This is a genomic window from Flavobacterium amnicola, assembly GCF_004122165.1.
Lineage (GTDB): Bacteria > Bacteroidota > Bacteroidia > Flavobacteriales > Flavobacteriaceae > Flavobacterium > Flavobacterium amnicola.
This window is the reverse complement of record NZ_SBKO01000005.1, coordinates 145,155-169,587: the sequence shown is the minus strand read 5'-3', so window position 1 is coordinate 169,587 and position 24,433 is coordinate 145,155. Positions and strand designations below refer to the sequence as shown.

The 24,433-nt window shown below is 29.7% G+C and carries 22 protein-coding genes; 5 read left to right on the top strand and 17 right to left on the bottom strand.

Going from position 1 to position 24,433, the window contains the following annotated elements; all coding sequences use genetic code 11:
• Positions 1–3: 3 nt before the first annotated feature.
• A complete protein-coding gene (locus EQG63_RS11260) occupies positions 4–714 on the bottom strand; it encodes a hypothetical protein (RefSeq protein WP_129436477.1) in 711 nt (236 codons plus the stop codon).
• A 185-nt stretch (positions 715–899) separates the two neighbouring features.
• On the opposite strand from EQG63_RS11260, the gene EQG63_RS11255 reads away from it, so the two are divergent.
• Positions 900–1,727, top strand: coding sequence for a hypothetical protein (locus tag EQG63_RS11255; RefSeq protein WP_129436476.1), 828 nt, complete (start codon positions 900–902; stop codon positions 1,725–1,727).
• A 20-nt stretch (positions 1,728–1,747) separates the two neighbouring features.
• Here EQG63_RS11255 and EQG63_RS11250 read toward each other — a convergent pair whose 3' ends face one another.
• From EQG63_RS11250 to EQG63_RS11240, 4 genes are all read right to left on the bottom strand, one after another.
• The gene (locus EQG63_RS11250) at positions 1,748–1,969 is read right to left on the bottom strand and encodes a hypothetical protein (protein WP_129436475.1); all 222 of its coding nucleotides are present in this window, start codon (positions 1,967–1,969) and stop codon (positions 1,748–1,750) included.
• Positions 1,966–2,577, bottom strand: a complete 612-nt coding sequence (locus EQG63_RS11245) for a recombinase family protein (RefSeq protein ID WP_129436474.1) — start codon at positions 2,575–2,577, stop codon at positions 1,966–1,968. The genes EQG63_RS11250 and EQG63_RS11245 overlap by 4 nt, the downstream gene beginning before the upstream one ends.
• Positions 2,578–3,872: 1,295 nt before the next feature.
• The gene (locus tag EQG63_RS12255; protein ID WP_164974505.1) at positions 3,873–4,019 is read right to left on the bottom strand and encodes a hypothetical protein; all 147 of its coding nucleotides are present in this window, start codon (positions 4,017–4,019) and stop codon (positions 3,873–3,875) included.
• Between the two features lie 297 nt (positions 4,020–4,316).
• On the bottom strand, positions 4,317–5,354 hold the full coding sequence (locus tag EQG63_RS11240; protein ID WP_129436473.1) for a hypothetical protein: 1,038 nt from the start codon (positions 5,352–5,354) through the stop codon (positions 4,317–4,319).
• 117 nt (positions 5,355–5,471) lie between these two features.
• Between EQG63_RS11240 and EQG63_RS11235 the strand changes: the two genes are divergently transcribed.
• Together EQG63_RS11235 and EQG63_RS11230 are read left to right on the top strand one after the other, a co-directional pair.
• Positions 5,472–5,720: a helix-turn-helix domain-containing protein gene (locus EQG63_RS11235; protein WP_129436472.1), complete on the top strand. Its 249-nt coding sequence runs from the start codon at positions 5,472–5,474 to the stop codon at positions 5,718–5,720.
• Positions 5,721–6,531: 811 nt separating this feature from the next.
• Positions 6,532–7,359 (top strand): helix-turn-helix domain-containing protein, encoded by an 828-nt coding sequence (locus EQG63_RS11230; protein ID WP_129436471.1) that lies wholly within the window; start codon positions 6,532–6,534, stop codon positions 7,357–7,359.
• Positions 7,360–7,430: 71 nt separating this feature from the next.
• Here EQG63_RS11230 and EQG63_RS11225 read toward each other — a convergent pair whose 3' ends face one another.
• From EQG63_RS11225 to EQG63_RS11215, 3 genes are read right to left on the bottom strand one after another with little or no spacing between them, the layout of a single operon-like run.
• A complete protein-coding gene (locus tag EQG63_RS11225; RefSeq protein ID WP_129436470.1) occupies positions 7,431–8,018 on the bottom strand; it encodes a TIR domain-containing protein in 588 nt (195 codons plus the stop codon).
• Between the two features lie 11 nt (positions 8,019–8,029).
• On the bottom strand, positions 8,030–8,521 hold the full coding sequence (locus EQG63_RS11220; protein ID WP_129436469.1) for a TIR domain-containing protein: 492 nt from the start codon (positions 8,519–8,521) through the stop codon (positions 8,030–8,032).
• Between the two features lie 3 nt (positions 8,522–8,524).
• Entirely contained in the window at positions 8,525–9,967 is a 1,443-nt protein-coding gene (locus EQG63_RS11215) for an SIR2 family protein (RefSeq protein ID WP_129436468.1), read from the bottom strand.
• Positions 9,968–10,277: 310 nt separating this feature from the next.
• Between EQG63_RS11215 and EQG63_RS11210 the strand changes: the two genes are divergently transcribed.
• A complete protein-coding gene (locus EQG63_RS11210; RefSeq protein WP_129436467.1) occupies positions 10,278–11,309 on the top strand; it encodes a hypothetical protein in 1,032 nt (343 codons plus the stop codon).
• Positions 11,310–11,379: 70 nt separating this feature from the next.
• Positions 11,380–12,105, top strand: coding sequence for a hypothetical protein (locus EQG63_RS11205; protein ID WP_129436466.1), 726 nt, complete (start codon positions 11,380–11,382; stop codon positions 12,103–12,105).
• A gap of 136 nt (positions 12,106–12,241) precedes the next feature.
• Here the strand turns inward: EQG63_RS11205 and EQG63_RS11200 are convergent, their stop codons facing one another.
• From EQG63_RS11200 to EQG63_RS11155, 9 genes are all read right to left on the bottom strand, one after another.
• Entirely contained in the window at positions 12,242–12,475 is a 234-nt protein-coding gene (locus EQG63_RS11200; protein ID WP_129436465.1) for a hypothetical protein, read from the bottom strand.
• An 84-nt stretch (positions 12,476–12,559) separates the two neighbouring features.
• The gene (locus EQG63_RS11195) at positions 12,560–13,612 is read right to left on the bottom strand and encodes a hypothetical protein (protein ID WP_129436464.1); all 1,053 of its coding nucleotides are present in this window, start codon (positions 13,610–13,612) and stop codon (positions 12,560–12,562) included.
• 522 nt (positions 13,613–14,134) lie between these two features.
• Entirely contained in the window at positions 14,135–14,332 is a 198-nt protein-coding gene (locus EQG63_RS11185; RefSeq protein ID WP_129436463.1) for a hypothetical protein, read from the bottom strand.
• 3 nt (positions 14,333–14,335) lie between these two features.
• Positions 14,336–15,097 (bottom strand): DUF2971 domain-containing protein, encoded by a 762-nt coding sequence (locus tag EQG63_RS11180; protein ID WP_129436462.1) that lies wholly within the window; start codon positions 15,095–15,097, stop codon positions 14,336–14,338.
• A gap of 119 nt (positions 15,098–15,216) precedes the next feature.
• Entirely contained in the window at positions 15,217–15,636 is a 420-nt protein-coding gene (locus tag EQG63_RS11175; protein WP_129436461.1) for a glycine-rich domain-containing protein, read from the bottom strand.
• Positions 15,637–15,684: 48 nt separating this feature from the next.
• On the bottom strand, positions 15,685–15,963 hold the full coding sequence (locus EQG63_RS11170) for a hypothetical protein (protein ID WP_129436460.1): 279 nt from the start codon (positions 15,961–15,963) through the stop codon (positions 15,685–15,687).
• A gap of 314 nt (positions 15,964–16,277) precedes the next feature.
• Positions 16,278–16,820, bottom strand: a complete 543-nt coding sequence (locus EQG63_RS11165) for a hypothetical protein (RefSeq protein ID WP_129436459.1) — start codon at positions 16,818–16,820, stop codon at positions 16,278–16,280.
• Positions 16,821–16,841: 21 nt separating this feature from the next.
• A complete protein-coding gene (locus EQG63_RS11160) occupies positions 16,842–17,504 on the bottom strand; it encodes a hypothetical protein (protein WP_129436458.1) in 663 nt (220 codons plus the stop codon).
• 6 nt (positions 17,505–17,510) lie between these two features.
• Positions 17,511–24,425, bottom strand: a complete 6,915-nt coding sequence (locus EQG63_RS11155) for an RHS repeat-associated core domain-containing protein (RefSeq protein WP_129436457.1) — start codon at positions 24,423–24,425, stop codon at positions 17,511–17,513.
• Between the last annotated feature and the right edge of the window lie 8 nt (positions 24,426–24,433).

Sequence of the window (24,433 nt, the reverse complement as noted above, 5' to 3'; positions counted from 1 at the left end):
CATTTATTTACAATTATCTTTTTTAAACATTTCATCAAAATTAATAATTTCAATTTCTTTTGTTTTCTTTATCTGAACGAAAATATATTTATCATTGAAATACAATAATTCAAATTCATTTTTATTTTTTCCAATATAGCATTCAATGTATTTTGTGTTTTTAAGATTAAATGGTAAAAAATACATTTTATGGAAATTTTTAAAAAACAAATCATTATAATGAATACATAAAAAAACTAGTATAAAAGCAGTAGCATTCAAATATCGATAACCATCTTTACCAAAATGTTGTAAAACAATATCTCTAAATACTTTTATACATAAAACAAAGAAACTGAATACAAAGAAGAAACTTGAAGTAGTTATTTTTTTGGACTCAATAGTCCAAAACCAAATACTTAACATTATTATAAATATAAACAATATAATATATTTAAATAATAAATAGTCATATGGTATTTTTACTTCATTATCACTTGATTTTATATCGTGAATTTTAAAGATGTATATATAAATTAAATAAGAACAAATTAAAAGAAACATTAAAATTAAACCATCAGATATTACTTGTGTTATTGAAAAGAATCTAACAAACGAAGTGTCAATTCTTAATAGTTCAATCAATTGCCAAAATCCACCTAAAACAGTTGGAATTAATATTATTAAATTAAAATTATCTTGTAGAAATTTTACAGCTTTCTTAAATCTATCCATTTTATCAAATTTGTTTAAATATAAACTTAATTATTAAAATAATACAGGACAACCCGTATGTTACCATTTTTTATCTAACTAAAATTAACTACTCAAATATCACCAGATTTAGCTATTGTAGGAAATTTATTTATAAATTAAATTTATTGAAAATAAAATAGCTAACTATAACTAAATCAATCACTATGAAACAATTAATTATTATTTGTGTATTATTATTTGTATCGTCCATCTTTGGACAAGAAGCAAAATACCTTGGGAAATCATTTATTCTAACTCAAAATTTTGCTGCCCAAGAATGTGACGCAGTTGGTGCAAATGCAAAGACGGCATCATATCCTTTAGAAAGAACTTTTGTTATTATAGTTGATGCAATATCAACAAATGGTTATGTTGTAAGTGTCCCAAATTTTAAATCAAGGGAAGAACTTAATGATATATTTGTGACATCAAAAGAAGTACCAGCTGTAAAGGATGCTAATAATAATATTGTAACAGCAGCAATTCCAGCAAAGGACATATATTTTTTAATACCAATTACTGAATTTGATAAAATCACCCAACTTAATCTTGATAATTGGAGTTTTACGGTTGGTATTCCTACTATACCAGTAAAGCTTAGATTTGGTAATAAAGGTGAAGGTGATAACCCACGTTATTTTAGATTTGAGGGTAATGTTAGTTTAGGGTTGTCTGTTGGTGGCAAATATTCCTTTGGTGAAGAAAAAAAGAAAGCTGTTAACTTTTTGACTGGTTTCACCGTTGCATCAGTACAAGTTGATAGTTTAACTACGAAAGGTAAAATAAATTCAAATACATCAGCTGCTTCATTTTCACCACATCTTGGTGTTGTTTTTGAAATTGAAAGATTTCAATTTGGTTTGTTTTCGGGAATTGATTTCTTATATGGAGAACCTAACAAGTATTGGGTGTATCGGGATAAGGCTTGGTTAGGTATAGGTTTTGGATATAGCCTATTTAAAACTGAGGGTGTGAATAAAGAAAATGATTAAAACATAAGGGTAACATTAAGTTACCCTTTTTTATTATTTACCAAATGATAACTATCAATAGCTATTTGTCGGTTAATTTTTTTGTCTTTAAATTTTTTTTGTGCTAGGATTATATCAATAACCTTTTCCCAATATTCGGGTGTACATTTATTTGAATTGTTTGCGTTCTCATTAATCTTTAAAGCAACTTTTGCCCAAGAAACTATACAAGGTCTTAATTGTTTACCGTCTTCAGTTTTCATAATTGTTTTTGTTTGTCTAATATAGCTTTAACTTTCTGAACTGTACCCAACGAAACACCACCTAGTGTAGCAACTTTACGTAAACTGTTATGACCTAATTTAAGCTCTTTTACAACATCTTTATACTTTGATAATACTTCGTCATCACTTGCACTTGGTTTGTTTCTCTTACCGCTAAATTTACCTTGTGCTTTGGCTATTGCAATACCTTCTTGTTGTCTTTCACGTATAGCTTCACGTTCCATTTCAGAAATATTTGACATTACAGTAGTTATAAGTTTAAATACTTGATTTTCTTTACCATTTGGTAGAAAGCTTTCAATACCTAAATTATCAATCTTTAGAACTACTTTCTTTGCGTTAAGATAATTAATGACTGTTAATATATGTTCTGCGTTTCTACCAAGTCTATCAACACTTGAAACACTTATATAATTTATTTCACCATTATAAACAGCATTCAATAATTCAATACCTTCTGGTCTATGATTAAATGCTATTGCACCGCTGCAAACATCAATGAATAACTTTTCATCTGGGTGTTGTTTAGCTAATTGTCTAGCTGGATTCTGGCTTTGGGTTGAGACCCTCACATATCGTGCTTTCATAATTGAATTGTTTCCTTTAATTGAACAAGTCAAAGATATAAATATGTTTTAACGTACACAAATAAAGTATAGTTTATTTTTAGTACATTCTTAAAATAATTTTTAACCTGTTTGTTGACATTGAAGTGTACTAAATGATACCACTTTATTTTTATACACGTTGATTAATTCGCTCCAACTTTATATACAAGAAATTTTATCCTTTTGTGTAATTCAATAAAGCATTTTATCTTTGGAAGACCCTAAAAAATCATTTGAATTAATTGATGGAAGTTCACCCTGCCAATGATTGATTTATTCGATGGAACAGGCGGTTTTGGGATTGGCTTTTTTTAGGGGTAAAATTTATGGGTGCTGGCTTTGATTTCAACTTGTTTCAACCTGTTTTTTATTGTATTAATTTCAATTTGGCAGTACTGGCAGAAATCAAAATATTACAGAATGGCAGTAAATACGCCATTAAGGACTAGCTGACAGAATTAAATTTAATATTTTGGCTAAATTGTCAGAAGTAAGAATTAAGAACAATTTTTGCTTTACAAATAGAAAAATATTACAAACCCTTTGTTTTAGCGGCTTTACAGAAATATGTGATTTTAAAAAGCTAATAGTCAAGCAATTAAGTCTTGATTTTGAAAAACATAAAAAAATTTATTTGTTAAAAACTCAAGGCAATTGTGAATAACAATGTCTTTCATTTTCAGTATCAAATTCAGTAATTTGTAATGTATTGTTGGTTTAGTTATAAGGGAATTTAAAAACCCAAGAAATGAAACTAAATTTGACAGTCAAAAATCAGAAATGCAAATTTTCTGGTTGTTCAGTGACAAAACAAAAAAGACTACTAACCCGCAAAGATAAATAGTCTTTTAATGATGTGTAATAATCGATATGATTATCGGTTAATGTTTTTTGTTTCTACCTAGTAGAACTAAATAGTTTTAAGTGTTACAGCACTTAAAACTTAAGATTAACCTATTTATTAATTTCTAAAACTAATTACGGTGAGTAAAAAGAAAAAGAAAAACAAATTAGTATTAAACCTTCACTTAAACATCTTGATTGATGTTACAATTTTTGTGATGGTATTGTTTAACATTTAGAATTAAAAGGTGGTGCTTTATAAGTACCACCCTTTTTAATTACTCTAGTGCACGGTACAAACTTATTAGAATTTTGTTATATAACAAAATTTGTTTCATTAAATTTAATGTTTAATTATAAACACTTTGTTCACAACTCTTACAACAAGTGTACTATCTAGTAAAGTGTTTAACAAAACCTTATTCAAATAATCAATCATAATTTTTTGGTTGAAACAATTGTGAAAACTCTATAAGTTCTTCATCCGTAAAATTCGCCACTTCAAATGTAATTGGATATTTCGGGTCTTCCGTTTCCAGTAATTTTTTTAGCTGTGAAAGTGTAAGGATTATTTTCATATTTTCTTTAATTATAAATATCAACTAAAAAAGCGAAAATCGATTTCTGACTTTTTCCTAGAAAATTTAAACGGCAATTTGAATACCTAATAATAGGTAAGTCGATTATTCGCCTATCGGGGCGGTAAAATGTTAAAAACACATTTCCCGATTTTTCACAATGTTTACACGGGGGAAGAGGGGTTTTTAGCACCTAGGGGGTATTTTTTGGTGTTTGACCCTTTAGTATTTACTGGCTAATGACGGAACTAATGGGGTACAAAAAGGAACAATAAAACCACGTTTTAGGTACTTTAATTACTTTAAATAAATTTTTACGGAATCTTCGGAGTCAATATAATTCCCGTTATTAAAAGATGGCTTCCATTTCGGCAACTTAGAAAACAATTCGTAGATATTATGAGATAATATTTTTCCATCTCTGAGCATTGCATTTTCATCTCTGCCCGTGGTTGGTAATGATGAATTGATTCCCGTTGCTTTGATATTACCGTCTTTATCAATTTTAAATTCAACTTCAAAAACAGCATTACTATTTTTCAAACTCTGTGGAATATCTAAATTTTTCATTATGTATGAATAAAAAGCTTCTTTGCCACCTTGAAATTCAGCTTTTCTATTTTCTTGATTTGGTTTGGTCGTAACATTTACGTTGGTTGAAACATTCACGTTGGTTGAAACATTCACGTTGGTTGAAACTGGGCTTTTTGAAACTTCGGATTCATTTGTTTTGCTAGTCATAAAACTATACCTGCAATTTTTTTTTCTATCGGTAAAAATTCTCATGGATACAATTTCATCATTAACCGACCAAATTTTAAGAATTGCTCTAGTATTCGCATAACTGCCACCCAATACTTTGAATGAACATGTGGCATCATATAAACTGGCATCTTTCCCTTCTTCACGAGTATGTTTTGTCAAAGAATTTATGGTAATAATCATTTCAGGAATACCTTCACCATTTACCATTAAATCAACCAATGGACCCTTAACTATCATTTCGTTTTTTGAAACAATAAATCTCATCGGATTTATATCATTTTCGTTGAGAGCATAATAATCATCCCCACATCTTTCTTCCACATAATTTGTTTTATAGATTACTTCACCTACAAAATTTTCAAAAACAAAATTACTATCTGACGCATCATCACCCCCAGCAGCTGGCGCACCTAAATCTGGAGCGTCTGGAACTTCTTCAAAAGTTTTTTCTTTAGGGTTTGGGAGTGTTTCTGTGGCTGTTGAAGTGCTTTCATTGTTATTGTTTTTACAGTTCACAAAAAGAAGAGATAAGAATATTAATGTGGATGTTCTCCAAAAATAATTTTTCATAAATAAAATAATTTTGTCTAGCAAATATATAAAAATCTCCATATAAAGAGTGGTGTTATTTGGAGTTGTCAAACCTGAAGACATTCTATTCATTTACTCTATAAAAAGAGTTTTAAAATGGCAGAGAAAAGGGTTGAAACTAGCGAGTCGATTTATCTAAAAAAAATAGGAGATAGATTAAAGCATTTCAGAAAAGAAGCAGGATATGCAAACTCTGAGACTTTTGCATACGAAAAGAATATAAGCAGAGCGCAATATGGAAAATATGAAGCGGGTGCTAATATTCAGTTGAATACCCTTATAAAGATTCTCAAAGCAATGAATGTTTCTCTAGCAGAATTCTTCGATGACTTCAAAGAAGTTTAACCTCAATCACACCTATTTTTTTCATTTCCACAACAACTTAGTCAGTTTCATTTGAATGGTCTTAAACAGGTTCATTTTCACTCGTACATTGGCAAATGGGCTAAGTCTTGTTCCGCAGGGGGTTGATGGGCTGGGTAACTTCCCGTAGGGCAATTGAGACTTCGCCTTCGGCAGTTGAGATTGTTTAAATTTTAAAAATTAACATAATACCCCTTCGGGTAGTTGAGTTGTGTATTTCTTCAAGTTGAATATGGATTGGCTTCGCCACTTTCCTTCGTGTTGATGTTGTTCTTTTTTAAATTCTCATTGATTTATTTAGATGTGATGTATCGGAACATAAGTGGAGATACTCACAAATCAAAATATAAATTAAAACACACTCACCTCACGGAGTGTTTTATATTACTCTTATAGTATATAGTCCGAAATAGACTCTAACATGGTCTGAAAAATAAATTTTAGTGTAAATAAAACATTTCAACTCGGAATAGGCGAATAATTTAATTGCTTCATTTTCAATGAATTATTTAAAAAAATAACTTGACAGCAAAGGTATTTCGTAGTAGGTTTGCTAAAATACAATTTCGGAACCAATTCAACTGCAACATCTTTTATCGGATTTAATATTTACATAATTCAATTTCTGAAGTAAAATTAATAAATGATGAATTTTTAGTTGAAAAAAGATATTTATTATTGAACAGTTAAGTTTTAAAAATCCTCGGTGCTGGGACATACGGTAGGCGTACCGCCCAGCTTCTAGTACGGGCAGCAACTCGTAAAAAATAACACTAGAATAATTTTATTATGAATGAAAAACAAAAAAGTAATCCGCAAAAAAAATGAAAGCGGAAAATTTACAACTATCAACTTATCAGTATTAAATGATACAAGGCTATCAACAACAGCAAGATTATTACTGATTTCAATTTTATCAGATTCGGACGAATTCACGCTATCACAAGAACTTTACAAGAAACGCCTAGGGATAGGACAATCAGCGTATCTTAACGCAATATCAAATCTTGAAGAGTTTGGATATTTAAGAAAAACGGGACTTGAAAACGATGTTTCAATTCCAAAAAATAAAAAAGCGGATTCAAATAAAACAATTTACTTTTATACAATTTCTGAATATGGAAATCTTGGTAAGGAAGCTCCAAAAATTGAAACACAAGAAACGAAAGCAAACAATCAACCAGCAATTAAAGTAATTCCTGAAACTATTGAGCAACCTACTATACAAGAACCTGTGGTTTCTTATGAATTAGCTGAATATTTACAAAAAACAGCAAATGTTTATTTAAGTAATGACGATTTAAGCAGTAAATTAGTTTCAGAAATTGAAACTACTGCTTCAATAAAAAATGTAAAAAAATTAATTGATACAGAGTTAATAAGAGTCTATAATGAAACATTCGATTCAATTAGGCATTTGATTAAACCTAACAGTGAAAAATCAGTAAAAGAATTTAAACAATGGCTGAAAAAAGAAATTTTTGAAAACTTCAATATCCACTTTAAGAATCAAACACCAAGAAGTAAATGGGCTCATATTTCATTAATTAAAAACAAGAAAAAAGCCACCGTTGATTATGAAACTCAAATGAGTGATTATTATGAGAATCCAAGAGATTAATTAGTTTTGAAGAATTCGTTAACACAAATAAAACATAAAACCTATTCCAATGCTGGAGTAGGTTTTATCTTCTATCTATTCAACCAATCTTCCAATTTGTGATATCTACTTATGCCTTTTGAATCAGCTGGAGTGATAACATAATATCCACTTGTAAAATAACCGCCTATTTGTCTTGAAACAGAATTTGGAGCAACATATTCAATTCTTGGATAAATTTGCAAATATTCACTTCCTGTGAAAGTAGTTCCATTTTCTCTAACAGGAAAAACTGCAATATTGTCGATATATTTATGTGCATCACCAAAACCAAGCTCCCAATTGCACCATTTTGAATTGATAGCTCCTTCTGTTGCTAAAAAAATAAATTTTTTATTTTCCTTTATTTTATTTTTAATTCTTTCAGCTGTTTTACCCGAGGTATATTTTGGCATTCCTTCATCTAACCAATCAACGTATACACTCACGCCATTTCTCTTCAAGAAGCTAATTGCCGCATCCAATTCAGAGCGTTCATCGTGTTTGTGCGACAAAAAAACAGTGACTTTATTAACTTTTGATTCATTTATAAATTCAGACAAACTTTCATTTATTCCCTTGGAAAAAGTCCTAGTTGAATTTCTAAATCCAATAAGTTCTGATTTGCTTAAAATACTCATTTCAAAAAAAATTAATATGAATTCCTAATGGTTATAGCATCTTCAATCCAATCTTCTATGTTTTCTTTTATATGATTGTAAACATTGGTACTAATTGAATATGGGGGATTATAACATTTAACAATAGAAGATAATTTTTTCCCATCAAGAGTAAAGTGCTCAAAGGGATTACTACCTTTATTTGCTTGTTCACCATTACTATTTTTTAGGTTGTGTATATAAATTCCAAAAAGGCCCCTCCCTTCTTCCCAAGCTTTTTTAATTTCATAGTCAATCCATTTCCTATTGGCAGTATTTTCACCAACAAAAACAACAACACAAGATTTTCCACTCATATTATCATTAATCCAGTTTTTTATTTCTTTATCCCCGCCTTTAGTAACTTCTTCCCATTTATTTGTGGTTACAACACTACTACCTTCTAATTTACCCATATTTCTAACCTGTGATGCTCTCCAATTATCAGGTTCGTAATGAAAACTTGTAAATACTTTTCTTGCCATAATTTAATTTTTTATTTTGTTTAATAAATCGAGTAATGTTTTTATTGCATCTGGTAAACTTGTAGCTTTATCAGCTAATTTTTTTAAAAAAGGAACAATAATATCAGGTGTTTCAAAATATTTTGAAGGGTCTTCAATAATTATTTCGTAAATTTTTAATGCCATAAAATCTGTAATCCCGATAGGAATACAAATATTTCCATTTTCTTTAGAAATAATAAATTCTTTCATTATTCCGTCAGCATCAACTATTTCATCATTAACTAATTTATTTCCAAAAATAAAAATTGAGATTCCACATTGTGAAATCATTTTTTGACGATATTCATTCCAAAGCTCTGGTAAACTTTTGTCACTAGTGGCAAATTGAGGAAAAGGCTTTAACACTAATTGATTTTCAGAATATCTTAATGGATTAGAATAAATTGCTTCAAGTGCACCATTAATGACTGAACTTCCTATTCCCCAACCAAAACCATTAACAATTCTATAATTGTTCTCGATAATTCTTTTAGATAGCAAATGCACAAAACTTATAGCATCGTTTTTATCAAATGGAGAATATGTTTCAGCACTTCCAGAAATAAAAATAGTGCGCTTTTTGTATCGCATTTCTATTTCCGAAAGTATACTGGTTATATCGGTATAATTGTCAATTTTAAGCGATTTAATACCATATCTTTTTAAATCATTAATAACTAAAGATTGCTTTTTAACATTATAATCGAAAGTCGCTTGGTCTGGATTCAGATAATCTCCTAAAACAGGCTTTTTAACAAAACAATAATGCTGTCTTTGTTCTTCTCTAAATCTAAAATTGAGTCTGCTCAATACATAATCTAAGTTTGGGTCGGTAAAACTGAACCCAATAAATAAAAATGTTTTTGTTGTTAATTCACCTGTTAAAGCATTAATAAATGGTTCGTGAGTTTGGTGATACTGTTCGTATTGTTGTTTAGTTAATATTGCTGAGTTTGGATGATTTACATCACCATGCATCTTATAAATTACAATATCTCTTTTTGGTTTCGTTGTAAGTAATTGGCTATTTGTATACTTTATATCAACGATTTTATTCTGGTTGGTAAAAGATTTTTCAATTAATTGGTCATAATTTGTTGTCCATATTGAAGAAATTGGAAGTTTAGCAATTATTTTATGATTTTCGGTTTCAGTTGCATGTTCTGTAAACTCTTCTAAAATTTTTCTATTGAGTTTAGTACGATTTTGGTTTTCATTAACATGAAATTGAGCAATTGAAACCAAATCCTTTTCAGCGTTTATATCCAAGCCTAAGTCTTGTGCTATTTCTGTCATTAATTCACTCCAGTTTACAAAGCCAGCGGTAATCGAAAGTCCTGCACCAGCAAATATAGATGCAGTACCTTCATTTAAGTCTTTAACGAAGTCATTTATAAAAACTTCAATCTCGTTGTCAAATTTCATTTATTAATTTTTAAAATTTTTGGGAATATATACAAATAAATAAACACCAAACAATCCCTAATTTTAGGGATATTTCATCTAACTAAATTAGGTGATGCCCCTTGATTCTTAATAACAAATAACATCAATAAATCAATTATTTCATTACGGAAAACCGTAACAAAAAAATAAAATCCAACATTTCACACAATACGTATTATTACTGATTTTTGATTTATTGACAACATATCCCAAAAGATTATTATTACTTTTATTAAGCTTTACTTATATCTTAACATATATCAGTTAATTTTATGGAAACTCAGAAAATATGGACCAAAAAGAAATAATTAAACATTTCGCCTTATTAGAAGAAGTTGAAACTTCTTACAAGTTAATAACTCTTGGCTTTGGTGAACTCCAGAATATTAATTTACATAACAATTTTCATTTTTTACCTTTCCAACTCCTTTCGCAAGGGTTTGAAAGATTTATGAAATCATACATTTGTCTTGCCTATCAAAATGTAAATAAAAAATACCCCACTTTTGAATATATAAGAGATTTAGGACATGATTTAGAATCGTTGTTGAGGGAAATCATCGATAAATATTATTTTGACTTCAATCGACCACAATACAAAAATGATGTTGAGTTTTTAAAGAATAATACGGAATTAAAAGAGTTACTTTTTATAATATCAGAATTTGGCAAGAAGTCAAGATACTATAATTTTGATTTAGTCACAGAAAACAAAAAAATCCCATTAAATACTAAAGAATTATGGAACAATTTTGAAAATAAGCACTTAATAAATGATGAAAAATTATTGTCAAAATTATTTAGTCAAGAAACTCAACATGAAGTTTATTATAAATTAAATAGTATAATAATTATCATTTTTGAGCAATTTGTTTCAGCATTATCAAGACAATTCATTTTTAATTGCATTGGAGAAAAAGCAAAACAAATATCAGTGGCTTCTTTTCATGAATTTGGAATGCTTTACGAAAAGGATTTTGGAAATAAAGACTATCGGAAAAGTACAACAAGGTACAACGAGACGCCAAAAAAAGTGCATAAGAGAACCCTAAAAAACAATTTAGAAAGAAAACTAAATCCAAATATAAAATTTAAAAAGATTTTAAAATCTGAATATGAAGGAGATTGGCCATTTTTTGCTAATGAAGTTATTATTGAATGTAGATATAAGCATTGGTGTATTGTAACAATTGATGGTCATGATTATGCCCTCAATGGCACTGCTAAAGGGAGATATAAACTTGAAAACCCTAAAGATGCAGGAATGGTAATGATGGATAAAGATTCGGGAGATTTTATTAAGCTAGCTCTTGATTTATAATCCATTCAATACTCAGAATTTAAAAATTTGTAAAAGAATAAGAACTGAAAAATTTAACTTATATAAATCTATGATAATAAGCAAAGACTCCTATTTAAGAAGACCACCAAAAAAATTAAATGCAAAACAAGCATCTACATTTAATGCTATTACTTATAGTGTTGATATATGCAATATAAGTTATGAGCGCCTTCATTTAAATCTCTTGAATATTGAAGAAAATTTAAAAACCAAAAAATATATATACTCTGAATTTTTTTTGGACGCATGGTCAATCATAAATAGTTCGACAGTTTTTTTAAACTTGATAACTAGACACTTTAAAGAAATTGATAATTCAGATTTGATAGAAATCAAAAAAGCTAAGAAAATAAGGAATACAAATCAACATCTTGATGAAAGGGTTGAAGAAGTCTTTATGTTAAAAAACTTACCTATTTATGGCTCACTTTCGTGGAGACATAATTTATCATCCCCTGATGAATGCAATTTAATACTTTTATCTGCAGGTATTTTTACACATCATGATACTTTTGATACATATTTATCCCCTGGTATATCTTCAGGTAAAGAAATTGAGAATATCATGTTACGTTCTGTTGAACGTAAAAAGAATGATTTCGAAGATTTAAGTGTTTGTTTAGATAAGTTAATTGAGGAATTGAAGGTGTTTGTATTAAAACTAGAAGCTATCTTTACTGAACAAATCGAAAGGGAAGAGGGCACTAATGATGTGGAGAGGCATGGTTCAAATATATTCATATTATTTCCTCGAGTTAAAGTAACAGAATCATAAGATTCGATTAATGAATTGAAATAACAAAAAAAATCAATCATTATAGTTTTGGGAACCACAATTTAAAAAACCTAACGACCAGATTTATATCATCCAGTTGTTAGGTTTTCTATTTTTAAGATTCAGAAATTAAATTTTAATTCAGAAATTCTGTATCTAAATCGATTTTGTTTTTAATAATATAAAAAGCAAAATTGTGGTAATCATTTGATGCATTTTGGAATTCTTGATAAGCTTTTTGATAATGTTCTAGTTCTAAGACATCCCCAAATCCATTAATTTTTGAAATTAAATCATCACCTTTCACATAGGCTTGTAATTTTTTTGCAAAGTCTTGGCACAACTCTTCTAATTTGTCTTTATGTGTCATATTGTTATAAGGATTTATTTATCCAAAATTCAAAAATTTTAAATTGAAAACCCTATAAATATTGTTAAAACTTAAAATAAAAAATTACTTAGATATTTTTAATTCTTCATTTCTACAATAACCAATTTGAGGAACATAATTTTTAGTATATATAATTTTAACCCACTTTTTAAAGCGTTTATTAACTTCAACTTCTACACCAATTGGCAATATATCAATTGTTTTAGATTTGTCATGTGCTGTTTGCTTGACTTTCACTAATTGTTCGGTTAGTATGATTTCATAAGTCGGAGCAATGTGTTCAGTTTTAATATTGGTTTCGTTTGTTTCATTATATTCCTCATAATAATGACTAATTACAATTAATACAATTCCAGTAACAAGATTAACAGTGTATGGATTATGAACGATTTTATCAAGTTTCAATAACAGTTTATTAAAAATTGCTTCATAATCAATATTTTTTTGAGCTACTTCTTCAATAGCTTGATTCGCAATTGCAAAAATTTCTTCGGATAATGGTCCTGAAAATGTATCATCAACATAAGTATCTAAATTAACAGATACAGCAACTCCATCACTTAAAGTGGAATCTTCATCAACAATGGATAAATCCATCAATTTATCTAAATTCTTATTGAACTTAGAATATTCGCTTGAATCTTCAATCTGATGTTCTTCTGTAAATAAATCTGGATAAGTTTCACGCCAATTGAAAGTATCAAATTTAATGTCATTCAATAATTTTGAAGTGATTTGTGAAATACCAAGTAATGGGCTTACAGCTTCTACATTATATTTTGAAAAATCACGTATTAAATCAACCACTGATAAGTTAACTGGATTGTAAACTGGCTGTTGAAATTGCATTTGATGCATCATTTGGGTTACAGACCCAAATGCAGCCATTACTGGATTAAATTTTGTCGGCTCAAAATATTGAGCATTTAAAGCTAATGATGATTTAGTAATAGCATCAATCACAGGGTCTTGATATGATAAGTTTGATAAACTTCTTTGAATAGCTAAATCAACACCTGAAAATGGTGTAAATACCCCTGCTAAATCGGTAATACTTTTCATCTTATTGAATGCTGCAGTCGAAGCCACAATTTTTCTTAAAAATTCATCATTCATAACTCTAAATGTATAATCTCAAAAATACGTTTTTAAAATTTGATTTCATACTACTTTGATACCTGTTTATTGATTGGTTTGGGTATTTGGTGGAAAAACAAAGGATGGACACGTCTTATTGCGCCCATCCCTGTATCCCGAATGCCTTTAGTTAACTGGATATTGTATTAAGTTTAGCTAATTAATTAGCTGAGTAATTGAATTAACCAGTTTCTCACATCATCATTTGGACAAGGGTATTTTACTGTATTATCATCCAACCTGTTATATGATTTTCTAGTTGTTTGACCTAATTCTCTTTTAACATCAGCTATCCAACAAGTTTTGATAGTTCTGTTAAAAGTTTCTTTGTAAAGTTCTTGAATTGATTTATAAGTCATAATAAAATTTTTATGATGAAAAATTAATATATAACTTAAATTTTAAAAATCCAAATTCTAACGCTTTCTGACCAAAAGGAAAAGGATGGACACGATATATTGCGCCCATCTCTGTATCCCGAATACCGTTGGAAACGAATTTCTATCCTTTAAAGAAAATAAAATATACAGCTATACAAACAGCTATAATTGAAATTAAATATCCTACCCAAACATTTCTATTTTGATATTCTGGTACAATCTGGTCAGTTAATTTTCCGCTAAATCCTTTTAGAATCCAGAATAGAAATCCACCAATCCAAAGTGAAGTTAGTTTTGCTGCGAACGGTTCTTTAGCCATATTTTAATTCAATACTTTCTCAAATTCTAATTTTAAATCTGTTGGATGAGGATAGACTACATACAGCGGAATATTAGGAAATTTCATTTTATGAAGCTCCAGCAATAATTTATAAAGATTTATATCATTATCTACAATTTTGTGACCAATATAAATTGCTTTGACACATTCAGGGAAATACTCCAAACATCTTTCTTCATATCCCAACTCTGTTATAATTCTCCATTCTTTTTCATATTCCCAATGTTTGAATTTTGTTGTCAATACATAATGCGAAGCAAATGGATAATTTTTTTTTATTTTGATTGGTTCTTGTGGATAAATTACCCTGGTCAATGTATGTCTTAATAAATGACCTTCCCGTTGTTTCATATCAATCTTGTCCCCATCAAATTCAAGTGCAAAACCATAATAATTATTTGTATAATGTGCCCACATCAAATGGTTGTTGATTGTTTCTGAAAAGGAACAAATTCCTAGATTACTGAAGTTGTTTCTTTTTACTGTTTTCATATGTGACAAATCATCAACATCTTCAATAAGATTTACATTACAATCAAAAGGGTCATTGAAATCTCCTGGATTTGAAAGATAAAAATAACTTCTAAAAAGTCCATCTATACTGTAAAGGTTTAGTGGATAAAACCGATATAATTTTTTAGCACTTTTTGACAAAAGTTTCCCATGTTTATATGTATCCCATAATTCAAAATTAATGGTATTTCTTTTTATAACATACTCTTCATCAATAATAAATTCATCCATTAATTTTTCTTCAAATTCAATTTTATTCTTTCAAATATACAGTTTTAAAAAGAAAACGATAAACATGCTTGTTTGTGTGCTCATCCATTATCTAATTCGTTGATAATGAATTCTGTTTTTTATGTTTCTGACTCAGGATTTCTGTATGAATAATCGCCCGAGGTCTGTCCTTTATCACTTGGTTCCATCCCAAATTCAATTTTATATAAATTTAAAGTGTTACTGTATGCGGCTATTTCAAAATCACTCGGTCTTCCATAAATAGGAGTATGATTTAAAAATCTACCAGCTATTTGATTGCAATCTGTTGAATATTTCCTAGTGTCTAAAATATGCTGATGCCACATTTCATCAGCCGACTTACTTATAGCTGCAATTGGTAAACTTGGATATTTCACACATAAATATAAGTGCTTCAAATACCATTCAATAGCATAAGAAGTTTGATTGTTATCCCATTCGTTATTTTGGGCTGCTTTTCTAGCAATATTACTCAAATCGAGACTGTCTTCTATTTTTAAAATAATCTGTTTGTCCATATTTTATTTATTAAATTACAAAGTGATATACTATAAAAAGCATTCAAATTAATTAAGATTATTATCTAACCATTGTCTAATATGCGCATGACTTCTTAAATTTGTTGGTAAAGATGTCTTAATTGAATTTTCAATAATATTAAAATTAGATAATGTGTTATTTAGATTTCTAGACGTCATATATTTATTTATGAAATGTAACATTTCGTATCCTTCATTTCTATTGAGCAATACGTTGTCTGGATAACCAATTACTTTTTTACTATCGCCTTCAGTAGTTGTCCATGAATAGTTGTACTTCAAAGAATCTTTTCCAAAATTTGCCATATTTTTATTTTTTTTATGTTTAAACGAATATAATTTTCTTTTCCTTTCTAAACAATCCTTAATTTTAGTGATTTTTATCTAACTAAAATTAGTGATGTCATTTATTGAAATAAATGACAAATAACAGAATATCAATCATTATTAGTTAACGAGAGGCCACAATTAAAAAAACCTAACGACCAGATTTATATCATCCAGTTGTTAGGTTTTATTATTATTTAAGTTCTCTCTTATGTTTTTGTTTAACAAAACTCTTGCAACACAAGTAAATAAAAGCTTACGCTGTTTTGAGAAAAACTATATCTTATTATTTATTACTTATTATTTAACTCAGGATAATTCATTTTGGCAAATTGTAATTCATATTTACCATCTTTAAATCCTAATTGTCTTAATGCTATTTTTTTATGAATTTCATGGTATTTTTCAATGTCATATTCTGTCATTAATCCATAATCTAATGACTCAGTGAAAAGTAATCCTTTATCTCTGTTAATAAAAAGATTCATTTCATATCCCCTTCCAACTTTGTTTTCAAAAAAGCATTTATTAATAAGAATAATTGAATCTTTGTATTTAACATTTTTTGAATCGATTATTTTTAATAATTTATTTCTATAATAAAGTTTCTGATTCTCAATTTTTAATGTATCAATATAATCAGATTGATATATAAAAATACTATAATCATCATTAATAACCTTTTTTAATCGAACATCATATTTTGAAATGTACGAATCAAAAAAAGAAAAACCTCTATCTTTAATCAAATAAGACTTACTATACGATTCTTCATTTTGTTTACAAGAAATAAATATGTAAAAAGCAACAGAAATGATTAATCTTAAATGACTCATAAATTATATTCTCAAACCAACTTAATCAATAAATTTTATTGGCACTTTATTTTTGGACTTTATCACACCGTGATAAATTTCATACCCATTTTCTGTTATAGTTTTAAAATCTGGTCTTGATAAAAAATCTTTAGATTTTGTACTATCACTGTATACAAAAACACTCATCATATATTTTCTATCTATTCGGAACATTAATTTTGACGAGAACCTATCAGGTATAGGTAGAGATACTAATTTTTCAAAATAAATAGTTTCTTTAGGATGTATGAAGAATTTATTTTTATCTATATTGTCTTTTGTATATCCATTAAGCTTGTATCCTAATTTTTTTGATTTTTCATCCATAATTTCAAATAATTTATTTTGAAAGCTTGAATCCGAAAAATTAATAAACCTTACATCTCTTTTAATCGTATCCTTTTCATTTACAAAAACAAAACCAGAATTATCAAGTTTAAGGCATTTTATTTTATAAATTAATCGAGAATTTTCAAGCGGTAAAAAACAATAAGTTTTGTTACTTTTATTCGTAAGCTTATATGTTATAATATTATTTCTGGAAGAATCTTTACTTTTACTCACAAAAACAATATTATTAATAATTTCTAAATCTAATTCTTCTTTATTATTACAAGAAATAAAGAAGAAGCCAATTAAAAAAAGAAAAAACGCTTTTTTCATAATTTTTTATTTTAAATGTTTTAACATCATACTATATTGAGATTTAACGGAAGAACTCATGTCTCCCATTCTCATTTGAAAATCATATGCTTTACTTTCTAACCAAGCTTGAGATTTTGTAGGCATACCAAAACTATCATAATAAGCTCCGACCCCAAATCTCTCTTGAGCGTAATCTACTAATCCGACATTGTATTGATAAGCATGAAAAAATTCATGAAATAAAGTTGAAGCAAGCTTAAAATAACTTTTAAATGCTCCACTATAAAGTTTTATTGTAAGTTTTCCATCAACAGGAGCAGTATCTGCTAAAACAGCACCACTATCTTGACCAGTAACATCAATAGGGGTTCTTCCTGATATTTTATATGTATTACTTAATCCATCAACATCTTTTAAAACTTCATTTACAGAATTAATACTTTCCTCAGGTTTAGCATCAGGATTAATGTTGTGAAATCTTTCTTTTAAATCCCTAATCCATTTACCTTTATGCATAACATGGTTTAAACCAGATACAATTGCTCCAGTAGCAGCTCCTTGCCAAAAGTTTCCACCACTCAAAGATGCTCCAGCTCCTCCTGCTAATGTACCAAATAAAATTGTACCTGCACTACTTTGAGCAAAATTACCACCTATTCCATTAAAAGCTGTTGTAGAGGTTGCAATACTTCCATCTTGATTGTATGTGTAATTATTACCACCACTCCAAGCACTTGCTGCGGCACTACTTAAAGCACCTGCATAAAAACCTGTGCAAAATTTACCACCTTGTACTTCACTTAATCCTCCTTGTACTGTTCCATGTGCTACGGCTTGTACAGCCGAACGCACAAAGAAGTTACCTATACTTGCAGTTGCACTTCCAATACCAAACGTTGCTCCTGAGCTGATACAAGAGAATATTACAGTTTGTGCTATGGCATCAAAAGTAATAGGTGCTTCTACGGCAATGGCACTTAGTAGATAAGTTGCTACACCAATACCTACGCCAATTACAATAGCAGTAAAAAATTCTTCACCACTTGGGTCAGTGTATTTTAATGGGTTGTTAAAAGCATAGCCATACCTATTATAGTTTTGGGTATTGTGAGGGTCTTGAATGTAATTGTCAGGTTGTAAAAAACGGTGTAACATTGGGTCATATAGCCTTCCGTTCATGTGTATTAAACCAACCCCCATTAAATGTTCGTGTGAAGTGTAACCTCTATCTAAAACGGTAAGATTACTTAATTCGCTATTTTCTCCATTGGCAACTTTATACACGTTACCCCAAGCATCAAAGTGTCTTTTTTCAATTATTTGTCCTGTTTGGTTTGAAATGGCTATAATACTTCCTAAATAATCTCGATGCAAATATAAAAATTGGCTTTCCGTTCCATTAGATTTATAGACCACTGGAGCAGAATAACTATCGCCACCTATATAGGTTATGAATTCTACATCAGCAGAATTAAGGTCGTGTTTTATTTCTATGACTCCATCGTGCGAATAATGTTTAATCCTAGGTATCATTCGCTCTACAGGATTCCTAGATTGTATCTCCATTTTAGACCTGTTTTGAAAGGTATTATAGTTAAAAGAAACTATTCTGTGTCCTTCTTCATATATAGCGATAGGGCTTTTAAAAGCATTATAGCTCACCTCTTGTCTAGGGTAGTTTGTGTAATGTACTTTGGCTTGTTGAGTTAAAACCACTGAGTTATTTTGATATTGTTTGGCAATACTGTATTTATAAGTACCTACTTCGTTTTGGGTAATTCTTCCTTTATTATCATACTGTTGCTCATGTGAATCTAGTTTTTTAGCTAGAAAATCGTCAATCAAAAAAGCACTTGCATTACCAATATCATTACTTGTTGTACTTTTAAGGAACTCAACATAAATATCGGCATTTTGTAAAGAAGTATAATTAGTTCTAATTACTCCATTATTACTTACAGTAGCTAAAACACTTTGAGAAATTACAGTGTTATCAGTAGGGTTTTTCTCAATAATTTTAATGTCAATTTTGTTTGTGGTAAGCTTTGTAATATTAGCACTCAACTCTAATTTTGTTCCTGCTTTTGCATTAGAAAGTATCTTTTTTTGAGCGCCATCCGATGCTGTTGTTACTTGTTGAATTCTTAATTTACCCACTGTTGTTGAGATTGTTGCCAATCCCGAAGATGTAAATCCATCTACGCTAGTCGTGAAGTTGTTATCGTGTAATGTTTGTGGTGCAAACTCCCATTTGATTAATCGTTCCTGATTATCATAAGTAAAAGTTTCTTCCGTATTAAATAATGAACTCGACCTATTATTGAGTAATGCTCTTTGAGCATTAAAATTATAGTTTAAAGAAATAATTTGTTGGCTTACATCTTCCTCATTAGGGTTAGAGGCTGGTGTAGTATGAACCGTAGATTGACCATTAGGCAATCCATAATTATCATAAGAAAAGTACTCTTTTAGGTCGTTCCCTAAAGATACGTAAGTAACTTGTCCTTTAACATTTACAGTATTGGTTTGCCATAATAATAAACTGGATTGGTCATCAAAAGTTTGCCAATGCCCTCCGTTTTTATAGGTGTTTTTAACACGTTTTGTAGTTGATTTATTACTTGCAAAATGTGTGGCATCGTATTGTTCTTTTTCAACACGTCCATACTCATCGTATGCAATTGTTTTTTTATAACTAAATTCAGGAAGATTTTCTTCTACACTGATTAACCTTTTATCTGCATCATAGGTATATCTATAGTTGCTATTTCCATCAATTGGATTTGTAACACTTAAAGATATAATTTGTTTTGTATCGTTATCATAAGAATAAACGGTTGTGATATCTGTTGCATCAGCATCATTATGTCCAACAATTTTTTTCTGAATTACTTTTCCAAAAGCGTCATACTCAAAAGTAGTAGTTCCTTTTGGTGATGTTTCTTTTACCATTTCACCGTAGTAATTATACACATATGTATAAGTACCTGCTGATGGGTCAGTAAGTTTTGATTTTCTGCCAAACTCATCGTATTCCATAGTTAAAATGGTATTCTCAAAATTGGATGACTTTAGATTTCCATTGGCAAAATAGGTATAGTTAATCATACCCCCATTATCAGTTACGGATACTACATGGCCGTTTGCATTTTTGGTAGAACTGGTTGTTTTAACCCCATCGCTTCCTGTTGTGGTTAGTTCGTTATAATTAATGGTTGTGGTTAATCCAGTTGCAGAGGTATTACTTATGATTCTGCTGTAATCATCATAAGTTGTTGTATTCCATTGTGATGCTGAAGCACCATCAAAAGGTTCACTTTCTTTAATTTTTCTTCCTAAATAATCATACTCAACAGATTTATAAGACCAAGAATTATCAATATTTTTAGCTCCCGTTTTTATAACTCGTCCTAAAGCATCTGTCATCTTAATACTCTCGCTACCGTCATCACCAACTTGCTTGGTTATATAATTATTACCTTGCATAGAATAGGTATAAACAATACTTTTTCCTAAGTAATCGGTTATTTTAGTTGGTTTTCCCCAATTATCATATTCCGATTTAGACCTTTGACCGTATGGATTTTCAGATTCAGTAACCATTCCATAAATAGGGTGGTATGCTAAATTACGGCTAACTAAGCCTTCAATATCTTTTGTGGTTTTTAAAAAACGTGAAGAAGTATCGTAGGTATATTCTACGGTTCTTGGAGCCAATGTTGAAGTAATTCCAGATGTGCTTAATGTTTTTTGCAAAATATTACCTAAACTATCATACACGAAGTCTTCTACAAGAAATTTATTATCCCCAGTATTTCCTTTCTTTTTAGTTCTTGTAAGCTTATAGCCATTATAAATATAGTTTTCTTCAGTAGAAAAAATATCAGAATAAGCAGAAGTCGTTGTTATAACTCTAGTTGGCTTTCCTATAAAATAAGAAGATGGATTAGTGTCATTATCATAAGTTGTATCAACTGTTGTTGTTCCTTGTAGAATTCTTGACCCACCACTTGATAAATAATTTTTGGTAGTTAGGTTTTCAGTTAAATTAAATAACGGGGAATATGTAAACGTTTTTTCTGTTAATACATTACTTAATAAATCATTTGTTGAAATTTTATCAATCAATAAATTATAAACACCGTTATCTAAAGAACTTGAATATGTGTAATTTGTTTCGTTTATTTTATTAAAAGAAGTATCAAAGCTAAATGTATTGGTAGGATTTAAAATGCTATAACTTGATTTTACTGCATTTCTCAGTAGTGGGTCATTTATTGTAACGTTCCAAATTCTTTTATCACCAGAGGTTTGATACCAACTACTTCTTGCTACTTTTTGAAAGCCTAAAGCTCCTAAACCGTGCATATGAGCAATAAAACCATTATAAGAAAAATCTTGATACTTAGTAATTCCACTAGTTGTATTTTTCAATTGTGAGACTAATTTATTGGTCGAAATTCTTTTGATATCAGCCAATGGGTAATTTACTTGGTCTGAAGAAGTATAAAATGTGCCATAATCAGTCTCGACCGAATCCATCGGTAAATATGAAATTTCATCAATTATGTTTGTTCCATTAGAGGTTACTTTTCTAAGTAAATTATCTTGTGCAACATTTTTTGTGAAATTTACATATGTAACAGTATTTAAACCACCTCTGGCAACAATAATTTCTTTGTTAGCACCACTTTGTTTGAAATTTGCTACAATTGCAAATGGGATGTTCGGATTTCTATCATAATGGTCGGTGATTGAAGCATAATCAGGTGTGAAGGTTAGTGCAGCATTATTGTTCCCAATATTATTTGCATAGGTATTTACCGTCCATTTCACATCAAAATTATGATATTGCCACCATTCTTTTTTAATACGTTCCGACCTAAAAACAGCAATATCAGATTTACCGTCTTTGTTAGTATCTACAACATAATAATTTTTAAATATTTGACGTAGGTTGTAATCACCACCACCAGCTCCCGGTTGTCCTGTATCGGGCAAATATTCTTCAATAAAATGCGTTTCTGACTGGAAAAATTCACCTCCATTAGGATTAGGATTTGAATTATAAATTGTCCAATACGGGCTTCGTAAAGCTACAGGGGTTATTAAATCAACTTTGCCATCTCCATTGAAATCTCCTAGCATCAAAGGTTTGTTTTTTTCATAATGAGAAAGTGTGCCAGAACCAATGACTTCCATTTCAACCCATGGGGCGGCAAGTAATTGTTTAAAACTAATTACTCTGTAGGTTTTATCTGCTTTTAAAACTAAAACATCGGTTTTCCCATCACCATTGAAATCGGCAGTGATGGTTTCATCTTTCCTTAATCCAATTAAACCCAATTGCTGATTTGTAATTTCAGTATAACCTTTAGTACCTAATGTTACTGAACTGAAAGGATTCATATCCAATAATCGAACAATATGTGGGAAATCACCAATTGTGTATGTTTCATTACAATTCCCACTTGGGTCTGGAATTCTATTTGCATTAGAATCTGGTGTGAACTCATACTGTCTGTGTTCTGGATATCTAATAATTAAAATTTCCGAAATACCGTCTCCATTAAAATCACCAGTAATAGATTTACCTGAAGAGTTTATGAATCTTCCTGTGCTAATACCTGGGTTTCTAATGCTTCCGTCACAAGTCTGCCAAGGACAGTTTGAATAACAAGTACCATAGTTTGGAAGTTGAATTGTTTTAGAATAAACACCTATTAATCCAGTTCTAGCATTATTTATTTGTCTGACATTAAAAGTTATTTGTTCCTCTTGTATATTTTCAAGACTGGCAATGGATTGGAACTGGTTTAATTTATTGTTTAAACCAAGTGTGTTGATGGGGATGATTGACCTTACACCTTCTGCGTTAATAGCTCTTGAACTTCCATTACCGCCTTGATACATCTCTGTAAATATGTAACCATTATTATATAAATCCACAAAGCCATCTCCGTCAAAGTCACCAGAAACAAATCCATTATCAGGGGTTAAAGGAGTATTGTATTGAGTTTGGGTCTCTGTGAAAATACTTGTAGAAACGGTATTATTGTAATCGAATTTAATTAGATTAGCTCCTTCCAAAGCTCCATTAAATTCCTGCACGCTAGCTACTTTTTCATATCCTAATTGTTGGTCATACGTGTGTGTTAATTTATATTTTCGAAACAAACTATTTCCGCTAGCTACTTTAATTTCATCTAAAATTAATGTCTTAGTGATTTGTTGTCCTTTAATGAAAGACTTCTCCTTTCGCAAGGCATTTTTATAGCCAAACTTTATGGTATTTAATGGTGTGTTTAATCCATTGGTATTTGCACTAAAGTTGATTTCATCAATGTATAATGAATTATACGTATTAACTGCTAAGTATTTATAGTTTATAAAATTCCCATTAGTATCTTCAAAACGACTAATATAATAAGCGTTTAAATCTTTTGCACCATTTAATCCGTACCAAGATTTTGCACCATCTGGAGCTGTGATGATAAAATGAATATTTTCACCTGTCCCATTTAATTCAATTCTAAAATTTGATTTAATTTCAGTTTGATAAATAGAACCATCAGCCCAGTACGTTCCTGAAACAAGAAGCAATCGTTGGCCATCCAGTGCTAGTTTGTCATTATCATCATAATCAACACCGTCAATGAAACCATCAATATCTAATCGAGTTCCAATCCTACTAATAGTTGAAATACTGTTAATATTCCAGCCTTGTCCAGCAATCCCCCCAAATTGTCCACTTGCATAAATAAGATTTATTTGAGGAGCAACATCTTGCAAGCTGGCAGGCATGGCAATCGGTATGTTGTAAATCGCTTGACCTGTAGTGGAAATTTCTAATTTACCTTGAGTATCGTGAAAGTTTTTTTGTGAGTATATGCTATTTATTATTAAAAAAATAAATGCAAAGGGTAATTTTAATTTCATTTGTAGGT